A 24,534-nucleotide genomic window follows, 5' to 3' on the forward strand; every position below is an offset into this window, starting at 1 on the left:
AGTCGGAGAACAGTTTTCTCCCTGCGCCTTTCAAGCTTTGAAAATGACAGCAGCCAATGGACGAAAATGAAAAGCAGGCAGGAAGACCCGCCGATACAGCTGAAAGAAAGGAAGTAGATATTTTATGAAGACGCTATTAAAGGGTGGAACCGTAGTATCAGGAAGCGGCTGATCCAGGCAGATGTACTCATGGATGAGGGAAAGATTCAGGCAGTGGAACCAGGAATCCAGGAAAAAAAAGCGGAGGTTATTGATGTAACGGGAAAGCTTTTATTCCCTGGCTTTATCGATGCGCATACGCATTTTGATCTTCATGTGGCAGGTACTGTGACGGCAGATAATTTTGAAACAGGAACAAAGGCCGCATTGTCAGGCGGTACGACCATGATCATTGATTTTGCCACCCAGTATCAGGGAGAGACTCTTAAAAAGGCTCTGGAAAACTGGCATAAAAATCAGATGGAAACGCATCCTGTGATTATGGTTTTCATCTTGCAATCTCCGATTGGAATCCTTCTATCAGCAAGGAACTGGAAGAAATCGTTGAGGGCGGAGTAACCTCCTTCAAGCTCTATATGACCTATGATGAGATGTACTTAAATGACAAGAAAATCTATCAGGTACTGAAGCGTCTGAAAGAGGTGGGAGGAATTGCCGGCATCCATTGTGAAAATATGGGACTCATAGAGGCACTGGTAGAGGAAGAGAAAGCAAAAGGCAATTTATCCATCAGCGCTCATAAAAAAACCAGACCGGCAGCAGTGGAGGCGGAAGCCATTGGCAGGCTGTTAAAAATCGCAGACCTGGCGGATGCTCCGGTGATCATCGTCCATTTAAGCTCAGGAGAGGGCTATCAGGAGGTGAAATACGCCAGGGAACGGGGCCAGGAGATTTATCTGGAGACTTGTCCCCAGTACCTGCTTCTTAATGAAAGCGTTTATGAACTTCCTGGTTTTGAGGGCAGTAAGTATGTGATCTCTCCCACCATTAAGAAGGAAAAGGACAGCATCAGATTGTGGAATGCCCTCCTTAAGAACCATATTCAGACCATAGCAACAGACCACTGCAGCTTTACCACCAGCCAGAAGGCAGCGGGAAAAGAGGATTTTACAAAGATTCCAAACGGAATGCCTGGAGTGGAATCCCGTCCGGTCCTTATATACAGCTTTGGTGTGCTGGAGCATAACTTAAAGCTGGAACAGATGTGCCGCCTGCTGTCAGAAAATCCCGCAAAGCTTTATGGTGTTTATCCACAGAAAGGGGCGATTGCTCCTGGAAGCGATGGGGATATCGTGGTATGGAATCCAGATGTCCAGTGGACCATGTCCGTAGAAAACCAGGTGGCAAATGTGGATTATTGTCCTTTTGAAGGAACTTCTGTCAAGGGAAAAGCAGAGCTTGTATTCTTAAAGGGCCGTCTGGCTGCAAAAGACGGTCAGGTGGTATTGGAGAAAACCGGTTCTTATGTTCCGAGAAAGAAACGTATGGAGCTGTATAAATGGGACTAAAAAGTGTCTATACCTTAAACGGCCGTCAGGGAAAAACGGCCGTGACAAGGAGGAGCTGCCTGTGGGAAGCCCTTGGTTTTCCCCTTAAGGACCATATGGTCATCTGCTTTACCGGAGGAGGCGGTAAGACAAGCGCCATGTTTGCCCTGGCCGATGAACTTGCGGACATGGGGAAACGGGTAATTGTCTCCACCAGCACCCACATATTCTATCCTGAGAACCGTAAGGTAGTGCTGGCAGACCAGGCCGGAACAGTAAAAGATTTCTTGAAAGATGATCAAGAATGGCATTCTGGCCATACCGGCCAGGTTCTGGTAACAGGGCAGCCTGCGGGTGAGGGAAAATTAAAGGGCATGGCTCTTTTGGAAATGGAGCAGCTTTCAGGCCTTTCTGATGTGCTTCTTGTGGAGGCGGACGGAGCAAAGCGTCTGCCTCTGAAGATCCCAAGGGAAGGGGAGCCTGTTCTTTTAAAAGGCACCCATGGGGTGGTCGGCTGCGCCGGCCTGGATGCCATCGGCAGCCCATGGGAAGAAAAGTGCTTCCGGTGGGAGCTTGTAAAAGCCGCATTTGGCTGGCAGACGGAAAAAAAGTTTTATTACACCGGCCCAGGCAGCCCGGATTCTTGTAAGCAGCAATGGAACCAGGAAGGGAGCGGAATTCATGGAATACCGGATTTTGTTAAATAAGGCTGACAATGAAAGCAGGCTGTTCCAGGGGATCCAGGTCATGGAATGCCTGGGAGAAGAATGGGCCGGACGCTGTGTGATGACCAGTTTTTTTACACCATAGAAAAGGATCAGAATGAAAGAAATAAACAAAGAAGAAAGAACGCTTAAGTATCATTTAAAGCTCCGTGTTTATTATGAAGAGCGTAATTTTGGGCCGGGGGTGGCAGACTTAATGAGGCTTGTAAGGGAGAGGGGATCCCTTTCTGCCGCCTGCCAGGAACTGCACATGGCGTATTCAAAAGCATGGAAGATCATAAACAAGGCAGAAGAGGACCTGGGATTTTCCCTGATGGAAGGAAGAAGGGGAGGGGAAAACGGAGGAACTACTATATTAACTGAAGAGGGCGAGAAGTTCTTAGACCAATACCTGTCCTTTGTGGAGGAGGCAGAATCAGCGGTGGAAGAATTATTTTACAAATATTTTCCCGGATGATATAATGAGTGGATATGGTAATTTTCTGTAAATAGGGATATTCTTACTTGAGAATAACTTGTTAAGCCTAAGAACGAAAGGAGAGGGGAACGTGAAGGAAATCAAGACAGTAGATGCGGTAGGACAGGTTCTCTGCCATGATATGACTCAGATCATACCGGGAGTCATAAAGGATGCAAGATTCAGGAAAGGACATGTAGTGACAGAGGAGGACATTCCGGTGCTGCTGTCCATGGGAAAAGAACATATTTATGTTTGGGAAAAGGATGATTCCCTTTACCATGAAAATGAAGCTGCTGAAATCCTGTGCAGTCTTTGCTTTGGTGACAATATGGAGCGAAGCGAGGTAAAGGAAGGGAAAATTGAATTGAAATCAACTGTTCGGGGCCTGTTAAAAATAGATACCGGACTTTTAGATAAAATAAACAGCCTGGGGAATATGATGATCGCTTCCAGACATCCTAACACCCCGGTGGAGCCTGGGGACAAGCTGTGCGGCACAAGGATCATACCCCTTGTCATTGAAAAGGAAAAGATGGAAGAGGCTAAGGCAGTCTGTGGAGGAAAGAAGATTTTTGCCGTGCTGCCCTACCTGGATAAAAAGGTGGGAATCGTAACCACGGGAAGCGAAGTATTCCATGGCAGGATAAAGGATTCCTTCGGACCTGTCTTAAAGGCAAAGGTGGAAGAGCTGGGCGGCAGGATCCTTGGCCAGACAGTCACCGATGATAACCCGGAGCATACCACAGAGGCCGTTCTTGACCTCATCGGCCAGGGGGCTGACATGATCCTTGTCAGCGGAGGCATGAGCGTTGACCCGGATGATAAGACTCCTCTGGCAATCCGTAATACAGGGGCTAAAGTGATTTCCTACGGTGCTCCGGTGCTTCCGGGAGCCATGTTCTTACTGTCCTATTACAGCCAGGATGGGAAAAACATTCCCATAGCAGGACTTCCCGGATGCGTCATGTATTCCAAGCGGACGGTGTTTGATCTGGTGCTTCCAAGGCTTATGGCGGATGACCCGGTGACAAAGGAAGATCTTGATAAGCTGGGCAAAGGAGGGCTTTGCCTTTCCTGCGACGTATGCTATTATCCGAACTGCGGCTTCGGAAAGGGCTGGTAGACGCTACAGGAGGAGAGGTTAAAAGAAGAATATGAATGGACTGACACATTTTGATGAACAGGGAAATGCCCGAATGGTAGATGTTGGGGAAAAGGCGGAGACAGACCGGATCGCCGTTGCCCATGGATTTATTACGGTCAATCAGGAGGTTTTTGAAGCCATTTCCCTTGGAACCGCAAAAAAAGGGCGATGTTCTGGGAGTGGCCAGGGTAGCAGGTATCATGGGGGCCAAAAGGACCTCTGAACTGATCCCGCTGTGCCATGGACTGATGCTTACAAAATGCGCGGTGGATTTTGTACTTCATGAGGAGCAGCTTTCTGTAGAGGCGGTCTGTACGGTTAAAACCCAGGGCAAGACAGGAGTGGAGATGGAAGCCCTGACAGGGGTGAATATCGCTCTCCTTACCATATATGACATGTGCAAGGCCATGGACCGGGGGATGACCATCAGTAATATCTGCCTTTTGAAAAAGGATGGCGGTAAAAGCGGACTTTATGAAAAGGACTCAGGCAGCAGGGGGAGCAAATGATGAAAGATAGCTGCAATAGAACCATTGATTATATCCGGATATCTGTTACGGACCGGTGCAACTTAAGGTGTCTCTACTGCATGCCGGAGGAAGGGATTTCCCCTCTGTGTCATGAGGACATCCTCACCTATCAGGAAATTGAGCGGATCTGTAAGGCCGGCACCCGCCTTGGAATCCGTAAAGTAAAGGTAACCGGCGGGGAGCCTTTGGTGAGAAAGGACATAGAGGTCCTGATCAAGGAGCTGGCAAAGATCCCGGGAATTGAGGATGTGACCATGACCACCAATGGCTGCCTGTTAAAGGAAAAATCAGCCGAACTAAAGGCTGCGGGCTTATCAAGCGTCAATGTGAGCCTGGATACCCTGGATCCCGGGCGGTTTGCCAGGATCACAAGAAGAGACTGCTTTGAATCCGTCTTGGAAGGAATCGACAGCGCATTGGCAGCAGGCTCAAGGTAAAAATAAACTGTGCGGTCATGGAGGAATTAACAAAGGAAGAGGTGCTGGCCTTTGCCCGGTTTTCCATGGAACGCAGGATCCCTGTCCGCTTTATCGAAATGATGCCCATTGGACAGGGGAAAAATTACAAAGCACTGGAAAATGATGATCTGGCGGGGATCCTGTCAGAGGCCTTTGGAGAGCTTAAAGAAAGCCGCGAGGTGAAAGGCAACGGCCCTGCCGTTTATTATACATGGGGAGACGGAACAGGCTTTATCGGCTTTATCAGTGCCGTAAGCCACAAATTCTGCCGTACCTGCAACAGGGTAAGGCTGACTTCTGACGGATATCTAAAGCTTTGCCTGGACAGCTGCGGGAGTGGATTTAAAAGGGCCTTTGCGTGAAGGGATTTCCGATGACAGCCTTTTCGGTCTGATGAAGCAGAGCATCCGGAACAAACCGGAGAGCCATCATTTTGAAGAAGATTTGGGAGAAACGGGCCCCAACATGAACCAGATAGGAGGATAAGCGATGGGAAAGGTAATGGCTGTCTGTATCAGCGAAAAAAAGGGAACTCAGAAAACCAAAGTGGATGAAGGCCATTTGATAGAAGAATACGGGATAGAAGGGGATGCCCATGCAGGTAAATGGCACCGGCAGGTAAGCCTTTTATCCTTTGATACCATAGAGGATTTTAAGGCCAGAGGTGCAAAGATCGGAAACGGAGCCTTTGGGGAGAACATCATTGTCCAGGGAATTGATTTGATTCATCTTCCCATCGGCACCAGGTTAAAGAGCGGAGATATTCTTTTGGAGGTGACCCAGATCGGAAAGGAATGTCACAGCCACTGTGAGATATACAAGAAAATGGGAGAATGCATCATGCCCACAAACGGAATCTTTACAAGAGTTCTCCACGGAGGGATCATGAAGGAAGGAGATGAGATCACGGTATGTACCGAGCAGGAATCGTAACCTTAAGTGATAAGGGAGCCGCCGGAGAACGGGAAGATGTAAGCGGCGCAGTCATAAGAGAGATATTGGAAGAGGCAGGCTATGAAGTGGTCAGCTACAGGCTCTTAGCCGATGAAGGAGAAGACCTTAAGGAAGAGCTCATGCGCTTAAGTGATGAAGTGGAATGTGATCTGGTTCTGACCACCGGCGGCACCGGTTTTTCTCCCAGGGATGTGACCCCGGAGGCCACTTTAACCGTTGCGGACCGCAATGCACCGGGAATTGCCGAAGCCATACGGGCTTACAGCATGACTGTGACCAAACGGGCCATGTTAAGCAGGGGAGCCAGTGTCATCAGGGGATCGACCCTTATCATCAATCTTCCGGGAAGTCCCAAGGCGGTGAGAGAGAGCCTGGAATACATTTTGGATACTCTTTCCCACGGTCTGGAAATCCTTTCAGGCAGAGGTGGAGAATGTGCCAGAACATCAGATACCCTGCAGAAATAAAACAGAAGATCAGGAGACTATAATGAAGGTATTGATAAAAGGAGCCGGTGACCTGGCAACAGGCATCGGATGCCGGCTGCACCGCTGCGGCTTTGAACTGGTCATGACGGATATCGCCGTTCCAACCACGGTACGGCGGACCGTGGCCTTTTCAAGGGCAGTCTATGAGGAAGAGGTAAAGGTGGAGGATATCACCGGTGTTTTATGTCACAGTCTGGAGGAAATCCATGAAGCCATAGCAAGAGATCAGGTTGCGGTGGTGGTAGACGAGGAATGTAAAATCCGGGAAACCTGGAAGCCGGATGTGGTGGTGGATGCCATTATTGCAAAAAAAGAACCTGGGAACCAGGATAACTGACGCAGATGTGGTAGTAGGCGTTGGCCCTGGCTTTACTGCAGGACTTGACTGCCATGTGGTGGTGGAGACAAAAAGAGGCCATAACCTGGGCCGCTGTATCTGGGAAGGAAGTGCTTTTCCAAACACAGGAGTTCCAGGCATGATCGGCGGTTATGATAAGGAACGGATCATCCGTGCAACAGATGATGGAATGTTTAAAGGCCAGGTCATGATCGGCGATCTGGTAGAAAAAGGCGATCTGGTAGGCTATTCAGGCAATGCTCCCATATATGCCCAGGTGGGAGGCGTTGTAAGAGGCCTGCTTCAGGACGGTGTGGCAGTGACAAAGGGAATGAAGTCAGGAGATGTTGACCCCAGAGGAAACATTGAAAACTGCTACACGATCTCAGACAAGGCGGCCTCCATAGGCGGAGGCGTCCTGGAGGCGATTTTGAGCATGAAAAAGAAAAAAAGGGCGGCGGTAAAAACGGAAAAGCAATGAAAAGGGGAGGTTTGATGGCATGAAACTGGCACTTATCCTTCTGGCAGCGGGGGACAGCCGCAGATTTAACGGCAATAAGCTGCTTCATGAATTCAAAGGAAAACCCATGTACCAATATATTTTAGGGGAAGTAGAAGTGCTTCCGGACGGCATCTTTGATAAGAAGATGGTTGTTACCCAGTACCAGGAGATTATGGACACCATGGAACATTATGGTTATGAGGTAGTGGTAAACAGGGAAAGCAGTCTTGGTATCTCCCATTCCATCCATCTTGCGCTGAAAGAGCTTGAAAATGAAGAAACAGATTATTGTTTTGCGGTCTGTGACCAGCCATATTTAAAAGCGGCTACCATAAGAGATCTGGTGGAAGGCTGGAGGGACAGCGGAAAAGGGATCGGCTGTCTGTGCAACATGGGCGCTTTGGGAAATCCCGCCATCTTCTCCAGGAATTACCTTAAGGAGCTTCTGGAATTAAAAGGAGATGTGGGCGGAAAACGGGTCATACGGAGGCATATTGAAGATCTATACCTTCACGAGGTAGTGGATGGCCTGGAATTGGTGGATATTGATGTGCGTAATAATTCTGAATCCTGATCTTCAGTTGAAGAGCACTTTCAACAATCGGATGGACGGGGCAAAAAAACGCCCCTTTTATCAGATTCTGCTTTGCAGCTTCTGATAAGTTATAGAATAAGAACATATATAATAAACAGATATTAAAAATATGGAGGTATTAATATGTTAAGACCTGTTGATCCGAAACAAGTGGCCATGGATCCGGTCACAATGATAGGAAAGGAATGGATGCTGATTTCCGCCGGAAGCGAGGAAAAGTATAATATGATGACAGCCAGCTGGGGAAGCCTGGGAATCATGTGGAATAAGAGTGTTTCCACCATTGTGCTCCGTCCCCAGAGATATACCTTGGAATTTATTGATAAAAGCGAGTATTACGCTCTTAACTTTTTCGGTGATAATTGCAGATCCGCTTTAAACTACTGTGGCGCCCATTCCGGACGTGACGTGGATAAGGAGAAAGAGTCCGGGCTTACGCCTGTTTTTGATGCAGAAGCACCTTATTTTTCCGAGGCAAGGCTGGTGCTCATCTGCCGTAAGCTTTATAAACAGAGGATTGATCCCAATGGCTTTTTTGATCAAACCCTTGACAAACAAAATTATCCGGCAAAGGACTATCATGATTATATTATAGGAGAAATCGTCAAAGTATTAAAGGCAGACTAATGGAAAGCCGCTTAAAAAAATACTGTTAAAAACCATAAGAAGGAGGGTACACGCCTGCCCTTCTTTTTTTGTGGTATTACGGATCATTATTGGAAGGAAAAATTGGTAAAATGTTTCTTATGGAATCAAAATAGTGTATAATACCGTTTAAAGGGGGAGTAGCATGATTAAATGGTTGAAGGCGAAAAAGAATGATATGAAGCAAAAGAGAGATCCTTTAAAACAGGAAGGAATTAAAATCTGCATTATGTATTTTCTTTTTGGTTTTGTCTGGGTTTATTTCTCTGACAGAATCGTGAACCGGATCGTTTATAATCCTTCTGCAAGGATGGTGATCCATACCTATAAGGGAATTATGTATGTTTTGTTTACTGCTTTGGTCCTTTATTATTTAATTTCCAATCTTTTACGAAAGGTGGAGCTGGCAGAGAAGAGATTGGGCAAAAGCTATGACGATCTGCCGCCGCCAATGAAGAGCTTAAGGAATACGTGGAGCAGCTCACTGCATCAGAAAAAGAGCTGAGGATACAGTATGAAAAAATCATGGAGTATGATCAAAGGTTAAGAATAAGTGAAGAGAAATATAAGGCCATTATCAGCCAGATGCAATTAGGCATGGCATTGTATGAGGGGGCCTCCGGCGATGATATTTTTAAGTATAGGCTGATGGATTCCAATTACAGCCATGAAACCTTGACCGGATTAAAAAAAGGGGATATTTTAGGAAAAAGATTTTTTTGAAATACATAAAAACATGGAACCGAAAAACCTGGACAGGCTGATCCGTACCATAAACACAGGAGAATCGACCAGCTACCAGCGGTTTCAGGAAAATACTAATTACTACTATGAGGTCCTGGCGTCCCGCCCAAAGGAAAACCAGCTGGTCATTATTTTAAATGACATTACCAAAAGCAAACAGGCGGAGGAGCGGCTGCATTATTTAAGCTATCATGACCAGTTGACGGGATTGTACAACAGAAGGTTTTTTTGAAGAACAGTTAAAACGGCTGAATTCCCAAAGCTATTATCCGTTAATGATTACCATGGCCGATATCAATGGATTAAAGCTCATGAATGATTCCTTTGGACATAAGGTGGGAGATAAATACATTCAAAAGGTGGCTGATGTATTAAGAGAGGGTTTCAGGGAAAAGGATATCATATGCCGTTTGGGAGGCGATGAATTCATCATAATTTCTCCCAATACCGATATTAAGGAAATAAAGGAGATAATCGGCAGGGTCAATAAACGGACAAAGCATGAAGCCGTAAATAAGATTACCCTTTCCGTATCCTTTGGATACAACGCGAAATATAGGGATGAGGAATCCATATTAGAAGTCCTTAAAAAAGCCGAGGATTATATGTATAAGAAAAAGCTGCTGGAAAGCGCGGGGATAAGAGGGAAGACCATCTATACGATTATGGCTGCCCTTCATGAGAAGAACCCCAGGGAGGAACAGCATTCCCTCCGCGTGTCGGAGCTGTGCGAAAAGATGGGGACAGCCCTTGGCCTGCAGGAAGATGAAATAAAAGAGCTAAGGACCGTTGGAATGCTTCATGATATCGGTAAGGTGGCAATTGAAGAGGGGATACTTAATAAAAACGGAAAACTGGTGGAAAAGGAATGGGAAGAAATTAAAAAGCACCCGGAGATCGGCTACCGCATTTTAAGCACGGTCAATGAGCTGTCAGAGATGGCGGATTACGTTCTGGCCCATCATGAACGGTGGGATGGAAATGGTTATCCCAAGGGACTTAAGGAAAATGAAATACCGGTCCAGTCAAGGATCATTGCGATTGCAGATGCATACGACGCCATGATCAGTGAAAGAAGCTACCGTCATGCATTGCCCAGGGAATATGCGATCAGTGAGCTGGTTAAGGGCGCTGGTACCCAGTTTTGCAGGGAGTACGTCTATATATTTATAGATAAGGTTGTTTATGACATGGGAGTCAGCGTTTAGTATAAAAAAAGGATATTAGGAAGGTCCGTCCCGCAAAGAGACGGGCTTTTTTTATGTTCAGACCTACGGCTTTAAAGCTGTATCAGGACTGCCTCAGAGTGAGACGGGTATAAAATTTAAAACATGCTTTTCTGACTATGATAGGTGACATTTGGAAACCCTATGTTTAGAATCATCCAATGCTTAAAAAGAAGGGAGATATGGAATCCATTGTGGAAATGAAAAACCTTAATAGAATCACAAAGACCAGAATGTCCAGCTTAGGAAATGATTTAAGAGATCTTTGCATGAGCTGTTCTACCGTCAAAAAAGGATGAAGTTTTTGAGCTGGTATTTCAAGCATCAGAATGCAGACACAGTCTTAGCCTTTATTCCCGGCCATAGTGTGGATGAAAGCGGAGTGAAGCGTCCGTTTCTGCAAATCATATGGAACGAAAACTCTTATTCTCTGGACTTTGATGAAGAGGATTACCTGGTTGACAGAAAGAGAAGAAGAATCATACTTGGAAATAATATTTTTTTCTTTATACGGAGTTAAGGTGGATATTCAGTCAAAGGACATCTCTGTTCAGGGAACAATCCGTTACGGCACTTTAAGTCCCATCGATTATGCCATCATGGGTCTATTTCAATTTGTCCCTTTTATGGAATGCAGGCACGAAATCATCAGCATGGCTCATGATCTTAAAGGATTTCTTAATGTTAATGGAAAAGTCCTGGATTTTCATGGGGAAAAGGGATATATCGAGGGAGACAGGGGCAGATCCTTTCCCAGGGATTACTTATGGCTTCAATGCAACCGGTTTCCGGAAGAAGCATCGGTCATGGTTTCCATTGCCCATATTCCTTTTATCGGACATAGCTTTCAGGGCTGCATCTGTGTCATCCAGTATAAAGGGCAGGAATACCGTTTGGCCACTTATCTGGGAGTAAAGGTGGTTTGCAAAAGAGAAACTGCAGTGATATTAAAGCAGGGCCAATACACTTTTAAAATATTTTTAACAAACCGGAACAGAATGAATAATGCGGGTTTTTCCCACAGGCTCTTGGCTCCGGACCAGGGAAAAATGGTTCGCTTCATAAAAGAGGAGCATTTATTGCTGGCAAGGTTTTTACTGTATAAAGAGAAGGAACAGATATTTGATCTGACAAGTGACCATGTAAGCTTTGAGTATGCGCCGGGACCGGAAAACGGCTGATTGCTGCAGATTTTTGCAGAGAATCCAGTTTCTGACCGCATGTGATAGATATTCCCTATAAGTACGGCTTATTTATAGATTTTATGAATTGGACGTAAGCCTTAAATCTTAATAGAATATAATTATCAATAAACATGCAGGAGGATGCAAAAGATGAATGTGAAACAGGCAGTTAGTGTTAAGAAGATCGGAGATGATGCGGAAGCTCTGTTTCGGGGAGGCTTTTTTTGTTCGGAGGCAGTTGTAAGCTCCATGAGGTCCAATTTTGAACTGGATATACCAGAAGAAGTCATAGCCATGGCTTCCGGCTTTCCGGTAGGTATCGGACGTTCCAAATGTCTGTGCGGAGCGGTATCCGGCGGGGTTATGGCCCTTGGCCTGTTCTTTGGACGGACCAAACAGGGAGACCCAAAGGTGGAAAAGAATCTGGAATTGTCAAAGGAGCTTCACGACTGGTTCAAGGAGAACAACGGGAAGAATGCATTATGCTGCAGGATCCTCACCAAAGAGTTTGATATGGGAAAAGGAGAGCACAAGGAACAGTGCATTCGTTTCACAGGACTGGTAGCCAGAAAAGTGGCTGAGATCGTGGTGCGGGAATACGGTCTTACCAATACCGATGAGCTGGAATCTGCGGAGGGAAAAAATGATTAAAAAAGTTCCCATTCCCATGGCAGGGCTTTCCCTTGGGTTTGCGGCTTTGGGCAATCTTCTTCAAAGCTATTCAGAAACCATCCGCCTTGTTTGCGGAGCCATATCCGCTGTATTGGCGATTTTGTTTTTATGTAAGTGTATTTTTCATTTTGATATGGCAAAAGAAGATATGAAAAATCCGGTGATGGCAAGCGTATCAGGGACCTTTTCCATGGCGGTGATTCTTCTGTCCGCCTATGCCAAGCCTTTTATTGGAGATGGTGCGGTCTATATCTGGTATTTGGGGATCGCTCTGCACGTTCTTCTCATGGTGTATTTTACCGCACGTTTTCTTTATAAGCTGAATATGAAAGCTGTCTTTGCCAGCTATTACATCGTGTATGTGGGAATTGTGACGGCCAGTGTGACGGCCCCTGCATTTGGACGCACAGCCCTGGGGCTTGGAATTTTCTGGTTCGGTCTGGTCTGCTGCCTGATTTTACTGGTTCTTGTTACGGCCCGGTATGTGAAATACAGGGAAATTGCAGAGCCGGCAAGACCGCTGTTTTGCATCTATACGGCTCCGGTGAGCCTTTGCCTGGCTGGATACCTTCAGTCCGCGGAAACAAAATCCGTGTCAATGGTTATCCTGCTCATGGTATTAGCCGGGATATTGTATGTAACCGTGCTGGTTTACCTGCCAAGGTTCCTTGCTCTGCCTTTTTATCCAAGCTATGCGGCCTTCACATTTCCGGTAGTGATCAGTGCCATTGCAATGAAGATGTCAACAGGGTTCCTGGCAAAAGTGGGATATGCCGTAGGAATTTTACCGGTCATAGTGCTTGCTGAAACCGTTATTGCAGTATGCCTGGTGGTTTACGTATTTATCCGCTATATGAAATTTTTCTTTAGCAAATAGGCAGTACTTATACTAAGAGGGTGCTGTAAAATCAATGTCATTAGATAGAACCTGATGGCATTGATTTTGCGGTGCCCCTTGTTTTTTATTTACAGGGTGAAAGGGCGGCACTGGTTGTTTCCACCTTACCGGTTGTAATTATGTATTTCTTGTCTTATAATCAAATCATGAAAGTCATGACCGCAGAAGCGGTGAAAAACGGAGCTTGTGAATCTTTTGACAGGCAATACCGTAAAGTCCTGCGGACAGGCTAAGCTTCTGATACAGGGGAATAGGACTTATATCTATAAATGTAAGGAGGAATCAGAGTGAAATTGGTGTTTGATGTAGGCGGAACGTCAGTGAAATTCGGCGTTGCAGATGAGGAGGGTAATTTTTCTTTCACGGATTCGGTACCTACACCGAAAAAAGATGTGGGAGAATTTCTGCAGGTGACAGGAAGTATTTTTGAAAAGGCCGTCAGGGAACACAATATTGACGGCGTGGCATTCAGCTTTCCAGGAGAGGTGCACAGCAGGGAAGGGGTAATAAAAGGCATCAGTGCCGTAGAGTATCTTCATGAGATCCCTTTAAAGTCCATATTGGAGGAGCGGTTTGGCGGACTTCCCGTTACCATGGCCAATGATGCCAACTGCGCTGCCATGGGGGAGCTTTGGAAAGGGGTAGCAAAGGAATGTCAAAGTGTAGTGTTTGTGATCTGCGGTACCGGTATCGGGGGAGCAGTGATCGAACGCGGGAAGCTTGATATGGGAGTGACCATGAACCGGGGAGAATTCGGGAATTTTCCCATGGGAGGCTTTAAGGACGGCGTTCTCCTTTCCTGGAGCAATTATACCCTGGAAAGGCAAGCACAAAAATACAATGATAGAAAACAGCCGTCAGAGCGCCCCATTGATGGGATAAGGCTGGACCAGCTTTCCCGGGAAGGGATATTCTGGCAGAAGAACTGATGGAGGAATTCTACTACTGGATGGCCATGGGCTGCATAACCCTGGAATTTGCCTTTGACCCGGAACTCATTGCAATTGGCGGTGGGATCAGCAGTAATCCCGGAATCATTGACCGGATCCAGAAGACAGTGGTTTCCCTGCTAAAAGGACAGCGGCAGGGATATCTGATACCGAGGATCACGGCCTGTACAAACGGCAGCAGGGCGAATCTGTATGGAGCCTTATATTATCACCTGTACGGAGAAAAGATTGACATAGAGTAGGGAAATATGGAGGAAGATTATGGAGAAAAGGCAATTCCGGTCAGCTCTTTGCTTATAATAGAGGAAGAAAGAGGGGAAGATAAGAACAGGACGGTTTTGGGGAGTAATGCGATGAATCTTATCTTTCTTTTAATGGCCTGGCTTCCAATCCTTATTGGAGCGTTGGGAATTGCTTTGATTTTTTTATTATTTCTATCAATGGATGAAAGGCTTTCGGTTAATTAAATACCGATTGGCAGGTGAAATTTGTCTTTTGGCGGTACTCGTGTACTTTTTGATATTCTTTATTTTCTGGTTTATGGGGCTGGGCCTGGCTTCTGGTTAATAATTTCCTGCTCGTTGCTTTTATAGAACCTTATAGTCTTCCAGATAGAAACGGTACTGGTCACCATTAATGTACTGTTTGCCTATATGAATCAGCTCATGGTTCTGGTCGTAAATCTGGCAGTAAAGGAAAAACAAAGGTTCTCCGTTGGATACCTGAAGAAGTTTGGCTACGTCCCCCCCGGCTCGTACAATATCCAGGTAAGAGTCAGTGGAATAGGTGACCTTAATCTGGTATTTATTTTCAAGAAGCTTGTAAAGAGGGCCGTCAAGAGATTCCTCCAACAAAAAAAGAAAACCGGTCATAAGGATACAGGTTGTTTTCACACATGATAGGAAACCCATCCGCCATATTCACACGCTGAATAGAGATTGCCGGACTGCCCGTAAGTACGCCCATGGCAGTGGCATCCTCCGAAGGCAGAGAGATAACCTCCCGCTTGGTAACCAGGCGCGAGGGCACCATGCCGTTGGCTTCACATGCCTGTCCAAAACTTAATAGATGTTCAATTTTTCGTTTTACCTTTGCATGCTTAACAAAGGTACCCTTCCCTTGTTTTTTTGATAAAAAGTCCTCCTGGCATAACTCCTCCACTGCACGCCGCACAGTAATACGGCTTACATTGAAAAGCTTGCTTAACTCTGTTTCAGTAGGAATTTTCTGTCCATATGGAAAAGTGCCATCCTTGATGGCCGTCTTTAATTCTTCTTTTAGTTGCTGGTAAAGTGGAATTTCATTACCTACGTCTAATTTCATAATACATACTCCTTTAATTCATACTCGTTATTTTTATTATACTATAGTTGTGCTATAAGGGTCAAAGCCTTTATTAAAATGACTTTATTATCCTGTCTTTGGTAAGAATAATGATAGGATTTTTTTTGTTTGGTAAAAATCAATAAAAAAAATAGATTGTAAAATTGGATAAAACGTAGAAAAGATAATATAACGTTATATAACCATTGAATATAACGTTATATTATGTTATAACATAAGTAACAAATAATGACAAGGAGGGATAAGAAATGACCAATACAACAGCAGATATTCTTTTATTCTCTGACAACATCTTTACTGGACTTACGGATGAGCTGATAAAGGGCTATGTCGCTATTGAAGGTAATCAGATACTGAAAGTTGGTACCAACAATGATTATCAAATCTTGGTTGGAGAAAAGACGAGAATATTGGATTTGAAGGAACAACTGGTAACACCTGGATTTATTGATGTTCATACCTTTTTCACCGGATACGCTATTTTTCATATCGGTATGGACATGGCTGGTGCAGAGACACCGGAGGAGTGTATGAAACGCCTGAAGATCCACGCCGGACAAAAAGGCGCAAAGGATACGCTTTTCGGACATGGCTGGAAGCCGGAGGGATTTCCGGCAGAAGAAATGGAACGATATTTAAACAAGGCTTATCCAGATAGAAGCGTTATTATCTTCGCGGCGGACAGAAGCACCTGCATCATGAATGACCATGCCAGGAATACCTACGGATTTACACCGGAGAAATGCTATCCGGAGGCTTACTACAAAATCATGAGAGAGTATCTCAATGACAGAGGCTTCATCCATAAAGAATTTTCAGATTATATGAAGTTGATGAATAGCAGGGGTGTAACGACAGTTAAGGAAATGGGCTTTGATGATTATTATGGCTTTGATAATTTTCTCAAGGAAAAGGAGGAAAATAAAGAACTGACCATGCGAATCTTCTTCATGTCCCAGCCGGTAGGAGAGCAAATCAACATTGAACACGGCATTCAGATGCGGGAGAAATTTACAGGGGATTTTGTGAGATTTTCCGGTTATAACCGTATGACGGACGGCACGGTGGCAAGCCATAAAGGGGATCTGTTAGAGCCATATGAAGGGCAGGATTATTGCTGCGGAGTCGACATTGACTATGACTTAATTGAGAAGGAAGTACATTTGGCAGATGAAAATGGATTTCGTTATTCCCTCCATGCACAGGGAGACGGGGCGGTGCATAAAGTGATGGAGATTTTCGGAAAATGTAAGAAAGAGAATGGTAAGCTAGTGAACCGGCATGCGGTCACTGATCTGGAATTTTCCAATCCGGCAGATTTGGAGAAAATGGGAGAGCTCGGTGTGACAGGAGAGATTTATTTCCAGATTATGTCCCTTGATCCCGGAGATGCGGTTAAGGAAAACATTGGGAAGACCATTGGTATGAAGCGTGGAACATACTACTGGAACCGGAGAAAAATGCTGGACAGCGGTGCGGTACTTTCAGGGGCCACAGACTTACCGCTTATGATTACCGATATTCCCGAAGCTATCTATCATGGATGCGGCGGTTACTTCCCGGAAGGTGGACAGCCTTTTAATAAGCAGAACACGATTACGGTTTCAGAAATGCTGAAAGCATGGACCTGCGGTGGTGCGATGAATATAAGTATGGAGGAAAAACTTGGTACCTTGGAAGAAGGGAAGCTGGCAGATATCACGGTTTTGGAACGCAATGTATTTGAAGTACCAATGGAGGAGATGAGAGACGTAAAAGTTTCTTTGACGATAGTTAACGGAGAAGTTGTATACGAGAATAATGGGAGAACAGAATATGAATGAAAAAAAGAAATTTAAACTTCAACTGCCGCACGTTTATACTCTTGCATTTATTCTGATTATTGTATTTGCCGTTTTGACATGGGTAGTGCCAAGCGGACAATTTGAAAGAAAGCTGATTGATACACCGGCAGGTGAACGTGAGGTGGCAATTTCAGGTACTTATCAGGTGGTTGACAAGGTGACAGACGGAGGGGATCTGCGCCAGGGCATTCTGGAAATACTGATGGCGCCTACAAGAGGTATTCAGGCAGCTGCGGACGTAGTGGCTTTTATCCTTTTAATTGGGGGTACATTCCAGATACTTACAAAAACAAATGCCATGAACAGGGGAATCCGAAAGGTCATTCGCAAGCTTCAGGGGAAAGAGAGGCTGCTGATCCCTATTATGATGATTCTTTTGGGAATCGGAGGAACTACGTTTGGTATGTCGGAAGAGGTCATTCCCTTTTATATCATGCTTATGCCAATCTTCTTTGCTATGGGATATGATTCCATGACGACATTCATGGTTGTATTCTTAGGTCCGCAGATCGGTTATGCAGCGTCTACAACAAACCCCTTTAATGTATTAATTGCTCAGGGTGTAGCGGGAATTCAGGGGAATCCACAGCTCATTTACCGTTTTGCATGGTGGATCATCATGATGGCTGTATCTGTTGCTTTTGTAATGCGCTATGCCGCTAAGGTACACAAAAATCCTTCGGTTTCTATTACTTATAAAGATGATATTCTGAAAAAGCAGGAATTTGCAATGGATGAAGGCGATACATCCTTTACGCTCCGTGACAAACTTGTTCTTGTTGTATTTGGCCTGGGAATGGCAACTATTATCTTTGGAATTTTAAAATATGGCTGGTATATGGATGAAATTTCTGCAATCTTCCTGGTTATGGGTATTCTTATGGGAATCGTAGGAGGAATGAAAGAAAAAGAAATCGCAGAAGAATTCGTAATTGGTGTAAAAGACCTCGCATTTGCAGCAGTTGTAGTCGGTGTTTGCCGCGGTATTCTGGTGGTTGCAGAAAACGGTATGATCATTGATACAATCTTAAATACACTGTCAAGCAGCCTTGCAAGCTTTAACAGTGTGGCATTTACTACAGTGATGTATGTGGTTCAGTCACTCCTGTCCTTCCTGGTACCTTCTTCTTCTGCGCTGGCATCATTGACCATGCCGATTATGGCACCTCTATGTGATCTGCAGGGAGTGAATGCGGAGGCGAGTGTAACCGTATTGCAGTTTGCGAACCAGTTGACCAATATGATCAGTCCAACCGCAGGTATGACCGTAGCAGGACTTGCAGTGTGCAGGATTTCTTTCGGACAGTGGTGGAAGACGATCTGGAAATTTTTTTATGGCAGTAACCATATTAGCTTTGGTATTTTGCACGGTATCAGCAATCTTATAAGTGATGAATGCCTGCAGAAAAACCGATAAGCAATAATTATAAATAAATAAAAAGGGTGAACGAAAAATCATGAACGAAAAAGAAATGACAAAAGCAATTTTATCTGGCAGAGAAAAAATAGAGAATGTTTATTTTGTGGCATGCGGAGGTTCCTTAGTGGATCTGTACCCAGGATATTATTTTGTACGCAGTGAGTCCAAAACAATGCATGCTGACTGGATTACAAGCAAGGAATTTGTGGTAACTCCTCCATCCCACCTTGGAAAAAACAGTCTTGTATTTATCTGCTCCCATGGAGGGAATACAAAAGAAACCGTCGAAGCCGCCTATATGGCAAGAGACTTGGGCGCCGCAGTAATCACAATGACGCACAATCCTGATTCTGCGTGTAACGATGATTCTATGATGCCGGTCATTTATGACTGGTCAGATCATGTGAATGAAAAGGAAAAACCACAGGGAATTGTTCTCCGTGTATTAAATGAACTCATGAAAGCTCAGGAGCCGGATTATATAAAATACGGTGCAATAAAAGACGGTCTGGAAAAAGCAGATAAAATCGTCCGTGCAGCCATAACAAAGGTAAAAAAACCGTACATGGCTTTTTGCAGAAAAATATTATAAGGAAGATTTTCTATATATTATGGGCTCCGGTGCTTCCTATGCATCAGCTTACGGTTTTGCAATCTGTTCCCTTCAGGAAATGCAATGGATGGATTGCTGCTACTTAAATTCGGCAGAATATTTCCACGGACCGTTCGAGGTGACCGATGAGGAGCATCTATACATCCTGCTGATGAGCAGAGGAAGAAACCGTATCATGGATGAAAGATGTCTTGCCTTCCTTGAAAAATACGGAAAAAAAATACGAAGTAATTGATGCGGATGAATTAGGCCTGGACATGATCGATGACAGCTGTGTTGAATATTTCAACCCGATGGTATTCTACGCAATGAGCGTTGCTTACAGAAATGCGCTTCAGGATAAAAGATGCCATCCAACAGATATGAGACGTTACATGGGGATTGTAGAGTACTAAAATAAATAAAATGGCGAGGTGCGGATCATGGACAAATATGATGTAAGTGTACTGGGATTTGGTGACAATGTGGTTGATAAATATGTGCATATCAAGACGATGTATCCAGGCGGAAACTGCGTGAATTTTGCAGTATATGCAGATATGTTTGGAGCAAAAAGAAGCGCTTATATGGGATACTTCGGAGATGATGCAGAAGCTGAGCATGTAATTGACACTTTAGAAGAAATCGGAATAGAAATGATTAAATGTGAGCAGCTGGAAGGTGAGAATGGCTGTGCAAAAGCAACTATCATGGATGGGGACCGTATATTTCTAGGTTCTAATGAAGGCGGTATCAGGGGAAAAACTCCTTTTATTCTGGACCGTTTTGATCTGGAGTATATAAAACAGTTTGACCTGGTTCATTCAGGAAATTACTGCTTTATGGAACAAGAACTTCATAAGATTCGTGAGGCAGGGATCCTTGTTTCCTTTGATTTTTCAGATGACTCTACAGAGGAATATTACCAAAAGGTGGCTCCGGACGTTGATTTTGCTTTCTGCTCCTTTGACGGAACTAATGAAGAAGCAAAAGAGCATCTGAAAAAGGTGGCTTCCTACGGCCCGAAGCTGGCAGTGGCGTCAAGAGGTGCTGACGGCTGCATCCTGTACGATGGAAAAAGTTTCTTCATGCAAAAGGCTGCACCTGTTGAAACAGTGGTGGATACCATGGGTGCCGGAGATTCTTTAATCACTTCCTTCATGGTTGGTTATGTTGCTCATCTTAAAAAAAGGTGAGGCAGATGCTGGTGCAATTACAGAAAGCCTGCAGAAAGCAGCAGGCTTTGCAGCAAAAATCTGCGGAATCAGCGGCGCATTTGGATACGGTAAAATATACGAATAAGAGAATGAAACGATAAGCACCAGTAAAAGAAATTATTCTTCTGCTGGTGCCTTTTTTTTCTCCACTGTCACGATGCTTCCTGGGTGTTATATGAAATTCTCTTTTAAACAGGCGGTCAAAATAGCTGGTGCTCTCAAATCCCGTATGCTCCGCAATGTCGGTTATGGAGCGGTCCGTATGAAGAAGAAGCTTCCATGCCTGCTGGAGCCGGTATTTATTTAAATATTCTATGGGTGATAAAGGGACGGAGCATTGAAAACAGCGGTGGGCCTCACGCTTACTTACGCCCACTGATGAAGCGATATCTTTTAGTGAAATCTTTTTCCAGTAATTTTCTTCAATAAAACAGGTCATGCCTTTAAATCGGGCCTGAGTAATCCTGCTTACCCCCGTATTTTCCATGGTCGCAAATTCCTGCCTGTGTTCAAACAGGCTGGTCCAGACCTGGCAGACGATGATATGGGCCTCCAGCTCCCAGGACGGACCGGGATTTTCGCATAAATCATATAGCCTTGAAAGAGAGGTAAGAACGTCTTTCTGCCAGGAAATGCTGCTCTTTAAGACAAAATGGGAAATGCCTGAAGTGAGAAAGGGAAGCATGTATTTTTCATAAATAAAACTGTTTTCAGGGGCAATGAAATCGGATGCAAACAAAACATTGGGGATAACTGCGGTCCCTGCTGAGAGAAAACGGTGAATGGCTCCGGAATTGATGAAAACCCCATCTCCTGCCTCCAGTAAGTAATTGATGTTGCCGATGGAGCATTGCAGGACTCCTTCTGTTACAGACACCAGCTCAAATTCCCTGTGCCAGTGCCAGTCAATGCACTGGTTATCGAATTTTCCTACATCTTCATAATAATATTGAAATGGAAAGGTAGAGGAGCCGTGGGAGACAAGCTCCATCATGGATTCGTCGGTAAGTATTTTTGTGCTTTGCATAGAGCGTTCTCCTTTGGTTGATTGGCTAGATTGTATCATAAACTGGCAGTAATTTACAACAACTTGAAAAAAATATGCGGTATAATACAAAAAAATGAACAGCAGGTGATTCACAGTGAATAAAGATTATAAGAAAACCGTCCGTGCCTGTTTTATGAGTTACATCGTACAGGCGATCATTAACAATTTTGTACCTCTTTTATTTCTTACGTTTCAGTTGGAGTACGGCATTTCCTTATCCAGGATTACCATGCTTGTAACTCTGAATTTTGGAATTCAGCTTTTGGTGGATCTGTTGTCCGCAGGCATTATTGACCGGGTCGGGTACCGGGCTTCTATGATAACGGCTCATATATTGTCAGCCATAGGGCTGGTGTCCCTGACCATTCTGCCCGGATTCTTTTCCCAGGCCTGGGCCGGTCTTTTTGCAGCAGTGGTCATTTATGCAGCAGGAGGGGGTCTTCTGGAGGTTTTAGTCAGCCCCATTGTAGAAGCCTGTCCCACGGATAACAAGGAAAAGGCCATGAGTATGCTCCATTCCTTTTATTGCTGGGGCCATGTGGGAGTTGTCCTTGTGTCCACTGTGTTTTTCAGTATTGCCGGGTTGAAAAACTGGAGACTGCTGGCGCTTTTTTGGGCGCTGATCCCGGCTGTTAACATGGTTTTATTTTTTAAAGTACCCATTGCTCCTCTTGTGGAAGAGGATGAAGGCCTTTCCCTGAGGGCACTCATTGGAAAACGGATGTTCTGGGGATTTATGCTTCTTATGGTATGTGCCGGAGCCAGCGAGCAGGCGGTAAGTCAGTGGGCCTCTGCTTTTGCAGAGCAAGGTATGGGAGTGAGCAAGGCCATAGGGGATCTTGCCGGTCCCATGTTTTTGCCACGATGATGGGAATCTCAAGGGCTGCCTATGGAAAATACGGAGAAAAGATAAATTTAAAAAAAAGCTGATGATTGCAAGCGGAATCCTATGCATAAGCTCTTATTTCCTGATTTCCCTTTCTCCTTTTCCTGTACTGGGCTTTTTGGGCTGCGGGCTTTGCGGCCTGTCTGTTGGGATCTTGTGGCCCGGGACCTTTAGCATGGCTTCTGCTCCATACGAGGGGGAGGTACCGCAATGTTTGCATTTCTTGCGCTGGCAGGGGACCTTGGTTGTTCCGGAGGGCCTACCTTTGTAGGTATTGTTTCCGGGTATTTTGAGAACAATTTAAAAACCGGGATATTGGTGGCGGTACTGTTTCCTGTCATTCTGGTTTTCACTCTGATCCGTTTTAACAAATCAGACAGAAAAACAGAGATTTTTATGAAAAATAATCAGGAACAGATGAATTGTGACATATAGTTGTCATATTCGGTATGTTACAATCCTCTTATCAGAGAAAGAAATACCTTGCAGATATACCATTATGCCGCAAAACAGGCGAGAAAGAGGAAAAGAGGTAAGAAAAATGGATTTTGAGAGGGTTGAACTGAAAGAAAAAAAAGGTGGTTGGGCTGCTGGCCCGGACAAACAACGCATCACCGGATATGGGAAAAGTGATCGGCGGCCTGTGGGAAGGCTTTTACGGAAAGGGTATTTATTCTGCCATTAAAAATAAGAGCAATGATAAAGCTCTGGGGATCTATACAGATTATGCAGGAAGGGAAATGGACGATTACAGTGTGATAACAGCCTGTGAAGTAGAGGCTGTGGAAGAGATCCCGGATGGCACGGTGGCAAGGACCATTCCGGCGGGAACGTATGCAAAATTTGTGGTAAGGGGAAACATGATAACGGCAGTGGCAGAATTCTGGCAGGAGCTTTGGAAGATAGATCTGCCAAGAGCCTTTGTCTGCGATTTTGAAGAATATCAGAACGGGGATATGGAGGATGCACTGGTTCATATTTATGTCGGTTTAAAGGATTAATAAAAGAACAGGAGGGAGCCGCCAGCGGTTTTCCCTCCTGTTGTTTATTAATAGATGACTTCCTGATATCCTTCTGTGGAAGGAAATTCAATGGAAACAGCCTTCCCTGGATTGTTGTAATCCAGATTCATATTCATGAGCATACCCATGGTTTCGTCCTCTTCGGTTATGGTCATGTATATGGAGATTGCCTCCTTGGAAAAATAGCCTTCCGGGCTGATGACTGCTTTTCCGTCAATCCGGTTGATCTTAAGATTGGAATCAGAAAGGGTGGGCCATATTTCATCGTAGAAATCGGTGAGGTACTTTTCCAGTCCTTCTGTTTTGCTGGAATACAAAAGAATTTTATTTCCGGCGTCATCGTCTGCAATCTGTACGTTATCCAGAAAAGCTCCAAACTGCCCGGTCAGCCCTCCTAAAGTGATATTTCTGGTCATATCTTCATATCCGATTTTCATTTTATATTTTTCATACATCCCCGCATCCAGATAATAGCAGCCGTTGGTGTAGAAAGAGGTTTCTAAATTGCGTATCCCCAGCATATCCATCCTGGTCTGGGAGAGAAATTCCATGTTGGGAGTATTTAAGTCATGGTATTGAAGCAGCATATTCATGGAGACAGGAATCTCCAGCCATTCATAGGATAGGTTCATCTGGATGTCTGCCGCGATATCAAGGCCCGGCAGCCCGGAACTCTCCTGGTCTGCTTCCTGGTAAAGCTCCAGCCCCTTCTGGTTGATGATCCGCGCTGCAGACGGGTTTGATGCCCTTTGGCGGACAATGCCCTGATCGGTCCATGCGCCGGATTCATTGACCGTGCTGCCGTCGGGGGCAGTGGTTTCGGTCAGAAGATAACCGTTTTCATCAAAATAGTAGCATTCTGCTGTTCCGTCTCCGTCGGAATCGATCCATTTCCAGGCGGAGGATGGATAGGATTTATCTCTATCCTGCCACCACCAGCCAATGCTATCCTGCTTCCAGACTCCCGCAAGGGCGGTTGATGCCATGGATATGGAGAGAAGCGATGCAACTGCAAATAATTTTATGATTTTTTTTCATGCTTTTTCATTCCTCCTGCTTGTTATTTTCGCCCTTATGGTGAGAAAGGCTTGGACAAAGCTTCCGGTTATTGTACTGATTTATTTATTGTACCATATTTTGGTAATTACAACAAGAAAATGCT

Annotated in this window: 32 protein-coding genes and 3 pseudogenes; 31 read left to right on the top strand and 4 right to left on the bottom strand. The window is 44.9% G+C overall.

The window, feature by feature from the left end; translation table 11 throughout:
• Positions 1–189: 189 nt before the first annotated feature.
• The 23 genes and pseudogenes from JCM10519_RS25765 (at position 190) to JCM10519_RS02870 (ending at position 14,466) form a co-directional block, all read left to right on the top strand.
• Positions 190–558 (top strand): amidohydrolase family protein, encoded by a 369-nt coding sequence (locus JCM10519_RS25765; RefSeq protein WP_347842959.1) that lies wholly within the window; start codon positions 190–192, stop codon positions 556–558.
• Entirely contained in the window at positions 498–1,508 is a 1,011-nt protein-coding gene (locus tag JCM10519_RS02765) for an amidohydrolase family protein (RefSeq protein ID WP_347843198.1), read from the top strand. The genes JCM10519_RS25765 and JCM10519_RS02765 overlap by 61 nt, the downstream gene beginning before the upstream one ends.
• Positions 1,499–2,194, top strand: coding sequence for a selenium cofactor biosynthesis protein YqeC (yqeC, locus tag JCM10519_RS02770; protein WP_054737864.1), 696 nt, complete (start codon positions 1,499–1,501; stop codon positions 2,192–2,194). The genes JCM10519_RS02765 and yqeC overlap by 10 nt, the downstream gene beginning before the upstream one ends.
• On the top strand, positions 2,169–2,297 hold the full coding sequence (locus tag JCM10519_RS25770) for a hypothetical protein (protein WP_347842960.1): 129 nt from the start codon (positions 2,169–2,171) through the stop codon (positions 2,295–2,297). The genes yqeC and JCM10519_RS25770 overlap by 26 nt, the downstream gene beginning before the upstream one ends.
• 12 nt (positions 2,298–2,309) lie before the next feature.
• Positions 2,310–2,669 (top strand): LysR family transcriptional regulator, encoded by a 360-nt coding sequence (locus JCM10519_RS02775; protein WP_054737865.1) that lies wholly within the window; start codon positions 2,310–2,312, stop codon positions 2,667–2,669.
• Positions 2,670–2,760: 91 nt separating this feature from the next.
• The gene (locus JCM10519_RS02780) at positions 2,761–3,795 is read left to right on the top strand and encodes a molybdopterin-binding protein (protein ID WP_054737866.1); all 1,035 of its coding nucleotides are present in this window, start codon (positions 2,761–2,763) and stop codon (positions 3,793–3,795) included.
• 31 nt (positions 3,796–3,826) lie between these two features.
• Positions 3,827–4,325 (top strand): annotated as a pseudogene (gene moaC / locus JCM10519_RS02785) (cyclic pyranopterin monophosphate synthase MoaC).
• Positions 4,322–4,783 carry a radical SAM protein gene (locus tag JCM10519_RS25775; RefSeq protein ID WP_347842961.1) on the top strand — a complete coding sequence of 154 codons (462 nt, stop codon included), beginning with the start codon at positions 4,322–4,324 and terminating at the stop codon, positions 4,781–4,783. Before moaC ends, JCM10519_RS25775 begins: the two are co-directional and overlap by 4 nt.
• Before the next feature lie 17 nt (positions 4,784–4,800).
• Positions 4,801–5,166 (top strand): hypothetical protein, encoded by a 366-nt coding sequence (locus JCM10519_RS25780; protein WP_347842962.1) that lies wholly within the window; start codon positions 4,801–4,803, stop codon positions 5,164–5,166.
• Positions 5,159–5,290: a hypothetical protein gene (locus JCM10519_RS25785; RefSeq protein WP_347842963.1), complete on the top strand. Its 132-nt coding sequence runs from the start codon at positions 5,159–5,161 to the stop codon at positions 5,288–5,290. The genes JCM10519_RS25780 and JCM10519_RS25785 overlap by 8 nt, the downstream gene beginning before the upstream one ends.
• A gap of 3 nt (positions 5,291–5,293) precedes the next feature.
• On the top strand, positions 5,294–5,737 hold the full coding sequence (locus JCM10519_RS02795) for an MOSC domain-containing protein (RefSeq protein WP_054737867.1): 444 nt from the start codon (positions 5,294–5,296) through the stop codon (positions 5,735–5,737).
• Positions 5,716–6,225 (top strand): molybdopterin-binding protein, encoded by a 510-nt coding sequence (locus tag JCM10519_RS02800; RefSeq protein WP_054737868.1) that lies wholly within the window; start codon positions 5,716–5,718, stop codon positions 6,223–6,225. The genes JCM10519_RS02795 and JCM10519_RS02800 overlap by 22 nt, the downstream gene beginning before the upstream one ends.
• A gap of 22 nt (positions 6,226–6,247) precedes the next feature.
• Positions 6,248–7,064: pseudogene (yqeB, locus tag JCM10519_RS02805) on the top strand (selenium-dependent molybdenum cofactor biosynthesis protein YqeB).
• Positions 7,065–7,083: 19 nt separating this feature from the next.
• Positions 7,084–7,659: an NTP transferase domain-containing protein gene (locus JCM10519_RS02810; RefSeq protein ID WP_054737869.1), complete on the top strand. Its 576-nt coding sequence runs from the start codon at positions 7,084–7,086 to the stop codon at positions 7,657–7,659.
• Between the two features lie 144 nt (positions 7,660–7,803).
• Positions 7,804–8,307, top strand: a complete 504-nt coding sequence (locus JCM10519_RS02815; RefSeq protein ID WP_054737870.1) for a flavin reductase — start codon at positions 7,804–7,806, stop codon at positions 8,305–8,307.
• 163 nt (positions 8,308–8,470) lie between these two features.
• Positions 8,471–10,277 (top strand): annotated as a pseudogene (locus JCM10519_RS25790) (HD domain-containing phosphohydrolase).
• Positions 10,278–10,599: 322 nt separating this feature from the next.
• The gene (locus JCM10519_RS02835; RefSeq protein WP_347842964.1) at positions 10,600–10,815 is read left to right on the top strand and encodes a hypothetical protein; all 216 of its coding nucleotides are present in this window, start codon (positions 10,600–10,602) and stop codon (positions 10,813–10,815) included.
• A gap of 1 nt (position 10,816) precedes the next feature.
• A complete protein-coding gene (locus JCM10519_RS02840; RefSeq protein ID WP_347842965.1) occupies positions 10,817–11,476 on the top strand; it encodes a tocopherol cyclase family protein in 660 nt (219 codons plus the stop codon).
• A 153-nt stretch (positions 11,477–11,629) separates the two neighbouring features.
• A complete protein-coding gene (locus JCM10519_RS02845) occupies positions 11,630–12,130 on the top strand; it encodes a C-GCAxxG-C-C family (seleno)protein (protein WP_054737875.1) in 501 nt (166 codons plus the stop codon).
• A complete protein-coding gene (locus JCM10519_RS02850; protein ID WP_347842966.1) occupies positions 12,123–13,028 on the top strand; it encodes a TDT family transporter in 906 nt (301 codons plus the stop codon). Before JCM10519_RS02845 ends, JCM10519_RS02850 begins: the two co-directional genes overlap by 8 nt.
• A 308-nt stretch (positions 13,029–13,336) precedes the next feature.
• Positions 13,337–13,978, top strand: a complete 642-nt coding sequence (locus JCM10519_RS02860; protein ID WP_054737878.1) for an ROK family protein — start codon at positions 13,337–13,339, stop codon at positions 13,976–13,978.
• Complete coding sequence (locus tag JCM10519_RS02865; protein WP_054737879.1) at positions 13,978–14,241, top strand: ROK family protein; 264 nt, start codon at positions 13,978–13,980, stop codon at positions 14,239–14,241. Before JCM10519_RS02860 ends, JCM10519_RS02865 begins: the two co-directional genes overlap by 1 nt.
• A gap of 6 nt (positions 14,242–14,247) precedes the next feature.
• Entirely contained in the window at positions 14,248–14,466 is a 219-nt protein-coding gene (locus JCM10519_RS02870; RefSeq protein ID WP_054737880.1) for a hypothetical protein, read from the top strand.
• Between the two features lie 120 nt (positions 14,467–14,586).
• On the opposite strand, the gene JCM10519_RS25795 is transcribed toward JCM10519_RS02870, so the two are convergent.
• Both JCM10519_RS25795 and JCM10519_RS02875 read right to left on the bottom strand, forming a co-directional pair.
• Positions 14,587–14,853 (bottom strand): UTRA domain-containing protein, encoded by a 267-nt coding sequence (locus JCM10519_RS25795; protein ID WP_347842967.1) that lies wholly within the window; start codon positions 14,851–14,853, stop codon positions 14,587–14,589.
• Positions 14,834–15,322: a GntR family transcriptional regulator gene (locus tag JCM10519_RS02875; RefSeq protein ID WP_347842968.1), complete on the bottom strand. Its 489-nt coding sequence runs from the start codon at positions 15,320–15,322 to the stop codon at positions 14,834–14,836. The genes JCM10519_RS25795 and JCM10519_RS02875 overlap by 20 nt, the downstream gene beginning before the upstream one ends.
• A gap of 269 nt (positions 15,323–15,591) precedes the next feature.
• On the opposite strand from JCM10519_RS02875, the gene JCM10519_RS02880 reads away from it, so the two are divergent.
• The 5 genes from JCM10519_RS02880 (at position 15,592) to JCM10519_RS02895 (ending at position 20,395) form a co-directional block, all read left to right on the top strand.
• On the top strand, positions 15,592–17,166 hold the full coding sequence (locus JCM10519_RS02880; protein WP_054737881.1) for an amidohydrolase family protein: 1,575 nt from the start codon (positions 15,592–15,594) through the stop codon (positions 17,164–17,166).
• The gene (locus JCM10519_RS02885; RefSeq protein WP_054737882.1) at positions 17,159–18,604 is read left to right on the top strand and encodes a putative basic amino acid antiporter YfcC; all 1,446 of its coding nucleotides are present in this window, start codon (positions 17,159–17,161) and stop codon (positions 18,602–18,604) included. The genes JCM10519_RS02880 and JCM10519_RS02885 overlap by 8 nt, the downstream gene beginning before the upstream one ends.
• Before the next feature lie 40 nt (positions 18,605–18,644).
• Positions 18,645–19,199 carry an SIS domain-containing protein gene (locus JCM10519_RS25800; RefSeq protein WP_347842969.1) on the top strand — a complete coding sequence of 185 codons (555 nt, stop codon included), beginning with the start codon at positions 18,645–18,647 and terminating at the stop codon, positions 19,197–19,199.
• A gap of 200 nt (positions 19,200–19,399) precedes the next feature.
• The gene (locus JCM10519_RS25805) at positions 19,400–19,615 is read left to right on the top strand and encodes a hypothetical protein (RefSeq protein WP_347842970.1); all 216 of its coding nucleotides are present in this window, start codon (positions 19,400–19,402) and stop codon (positions 19,613–19,615) included.
• A gap of 27 nt (positions 19,616–19,642) precedes the next feature.
• The gene (locus JCM10519_RS02895; RefSeq protein ID WP_347842971.1) at positions 19,643–20,395 is read left to right on the top strand and encodes a PfkB family carbohydrate kinase; all 753 of its coding nucleotides are present in this window, start codon (positions 19,643–19,645) and stop codon (positions 20,393–20,395) included.
• On the opposite strand, the gene JCM10519_RS25810 is transcribed toward JCM10519_RS02895, so the two are convergent.
• Positions 20,382–21,443: an AraC family transcriptional regulator gene (locus tag JCM10519_RS25810; protein ID WP_347842972.1), complete on the bottom strand. Its 1,062-nt coding sequence runs from the start codon at positions 21,441–21,443 to the stop codon at positions 20,382–20,384. The two genes, JCM10519_RS02895 and JCM10519_RS25810, sit on opposite strands and share 14 nt — an antisense overlap.
• Positions 21,444–21,558: 115 nt before the next feature.
• Between JCM10519_RS25810 and JCM10519_RS25815 the strand changes: the two genes are divergently transcribed.
• The 3 genes from JCM10519_RS25815 to JCM10519_RS02905 all read left to right on the top strand — a co-directional run bounded on the left by JCM10519_RS25815 (position 21,559) and on the right by JCM10519_RS02905 (position 23,351).
• On the top strand, positions 21,559–22,332 hold the full coding sequence (locus JCM10519_RS25815; RefSeq protein ID WP_347842973.1) for an MFS transporter: 774 nt from the start codon (positions 21,559–21,561) through the stop codon (positions 22,330–22,332).
• 228 nt (positions 22,333–22,560) lie between these two features.
• Positions 22,561–22,785, top strand: coding sequence for a hypothetical protein (locus tag JCM10519_RS25820; RefSeq protein ID WP_347842974.1), 225 nt, complete (start codon positions 22,561–22,563; stop codon positions 22,783–22,785).
• Between the two features lie 143 nt (positions 22,786–22,928).
• Entirely contained in the window at positions 22,929–23,351 is a 423-nt protein-coding gene (locus JCM10519_RS02905; RefSeq protein ID WP_347842975.1) for a GyrI-like domain-containing protein, read from the top strand.
• A 47-nt stretch (positions 23,352–23,398) separates the two neighbouring features.
• On the opposite strand, the gene JCM10519_RS02910 is transcribed toward JCM10519_RS02905, so the two are convergent.
• Positions 23,399–24,358 carry a hypothetical protein gene (locus JCM10519_RS02910; protein WP_054737883.1) on the bottom strand — a complete coding sequence of 320 codons (960 nt, stop codon included), beginning with the start codon at positions 24,356–24,358 and terminating at the stop codon, positions 23,399–23,401.
• Between the last annotated feature and the right edge of the window lie 176 nt (positions 24,359–24,534).

The organism is Clostridium sp. NkU-1 (genome assembly GCA_001312405.1).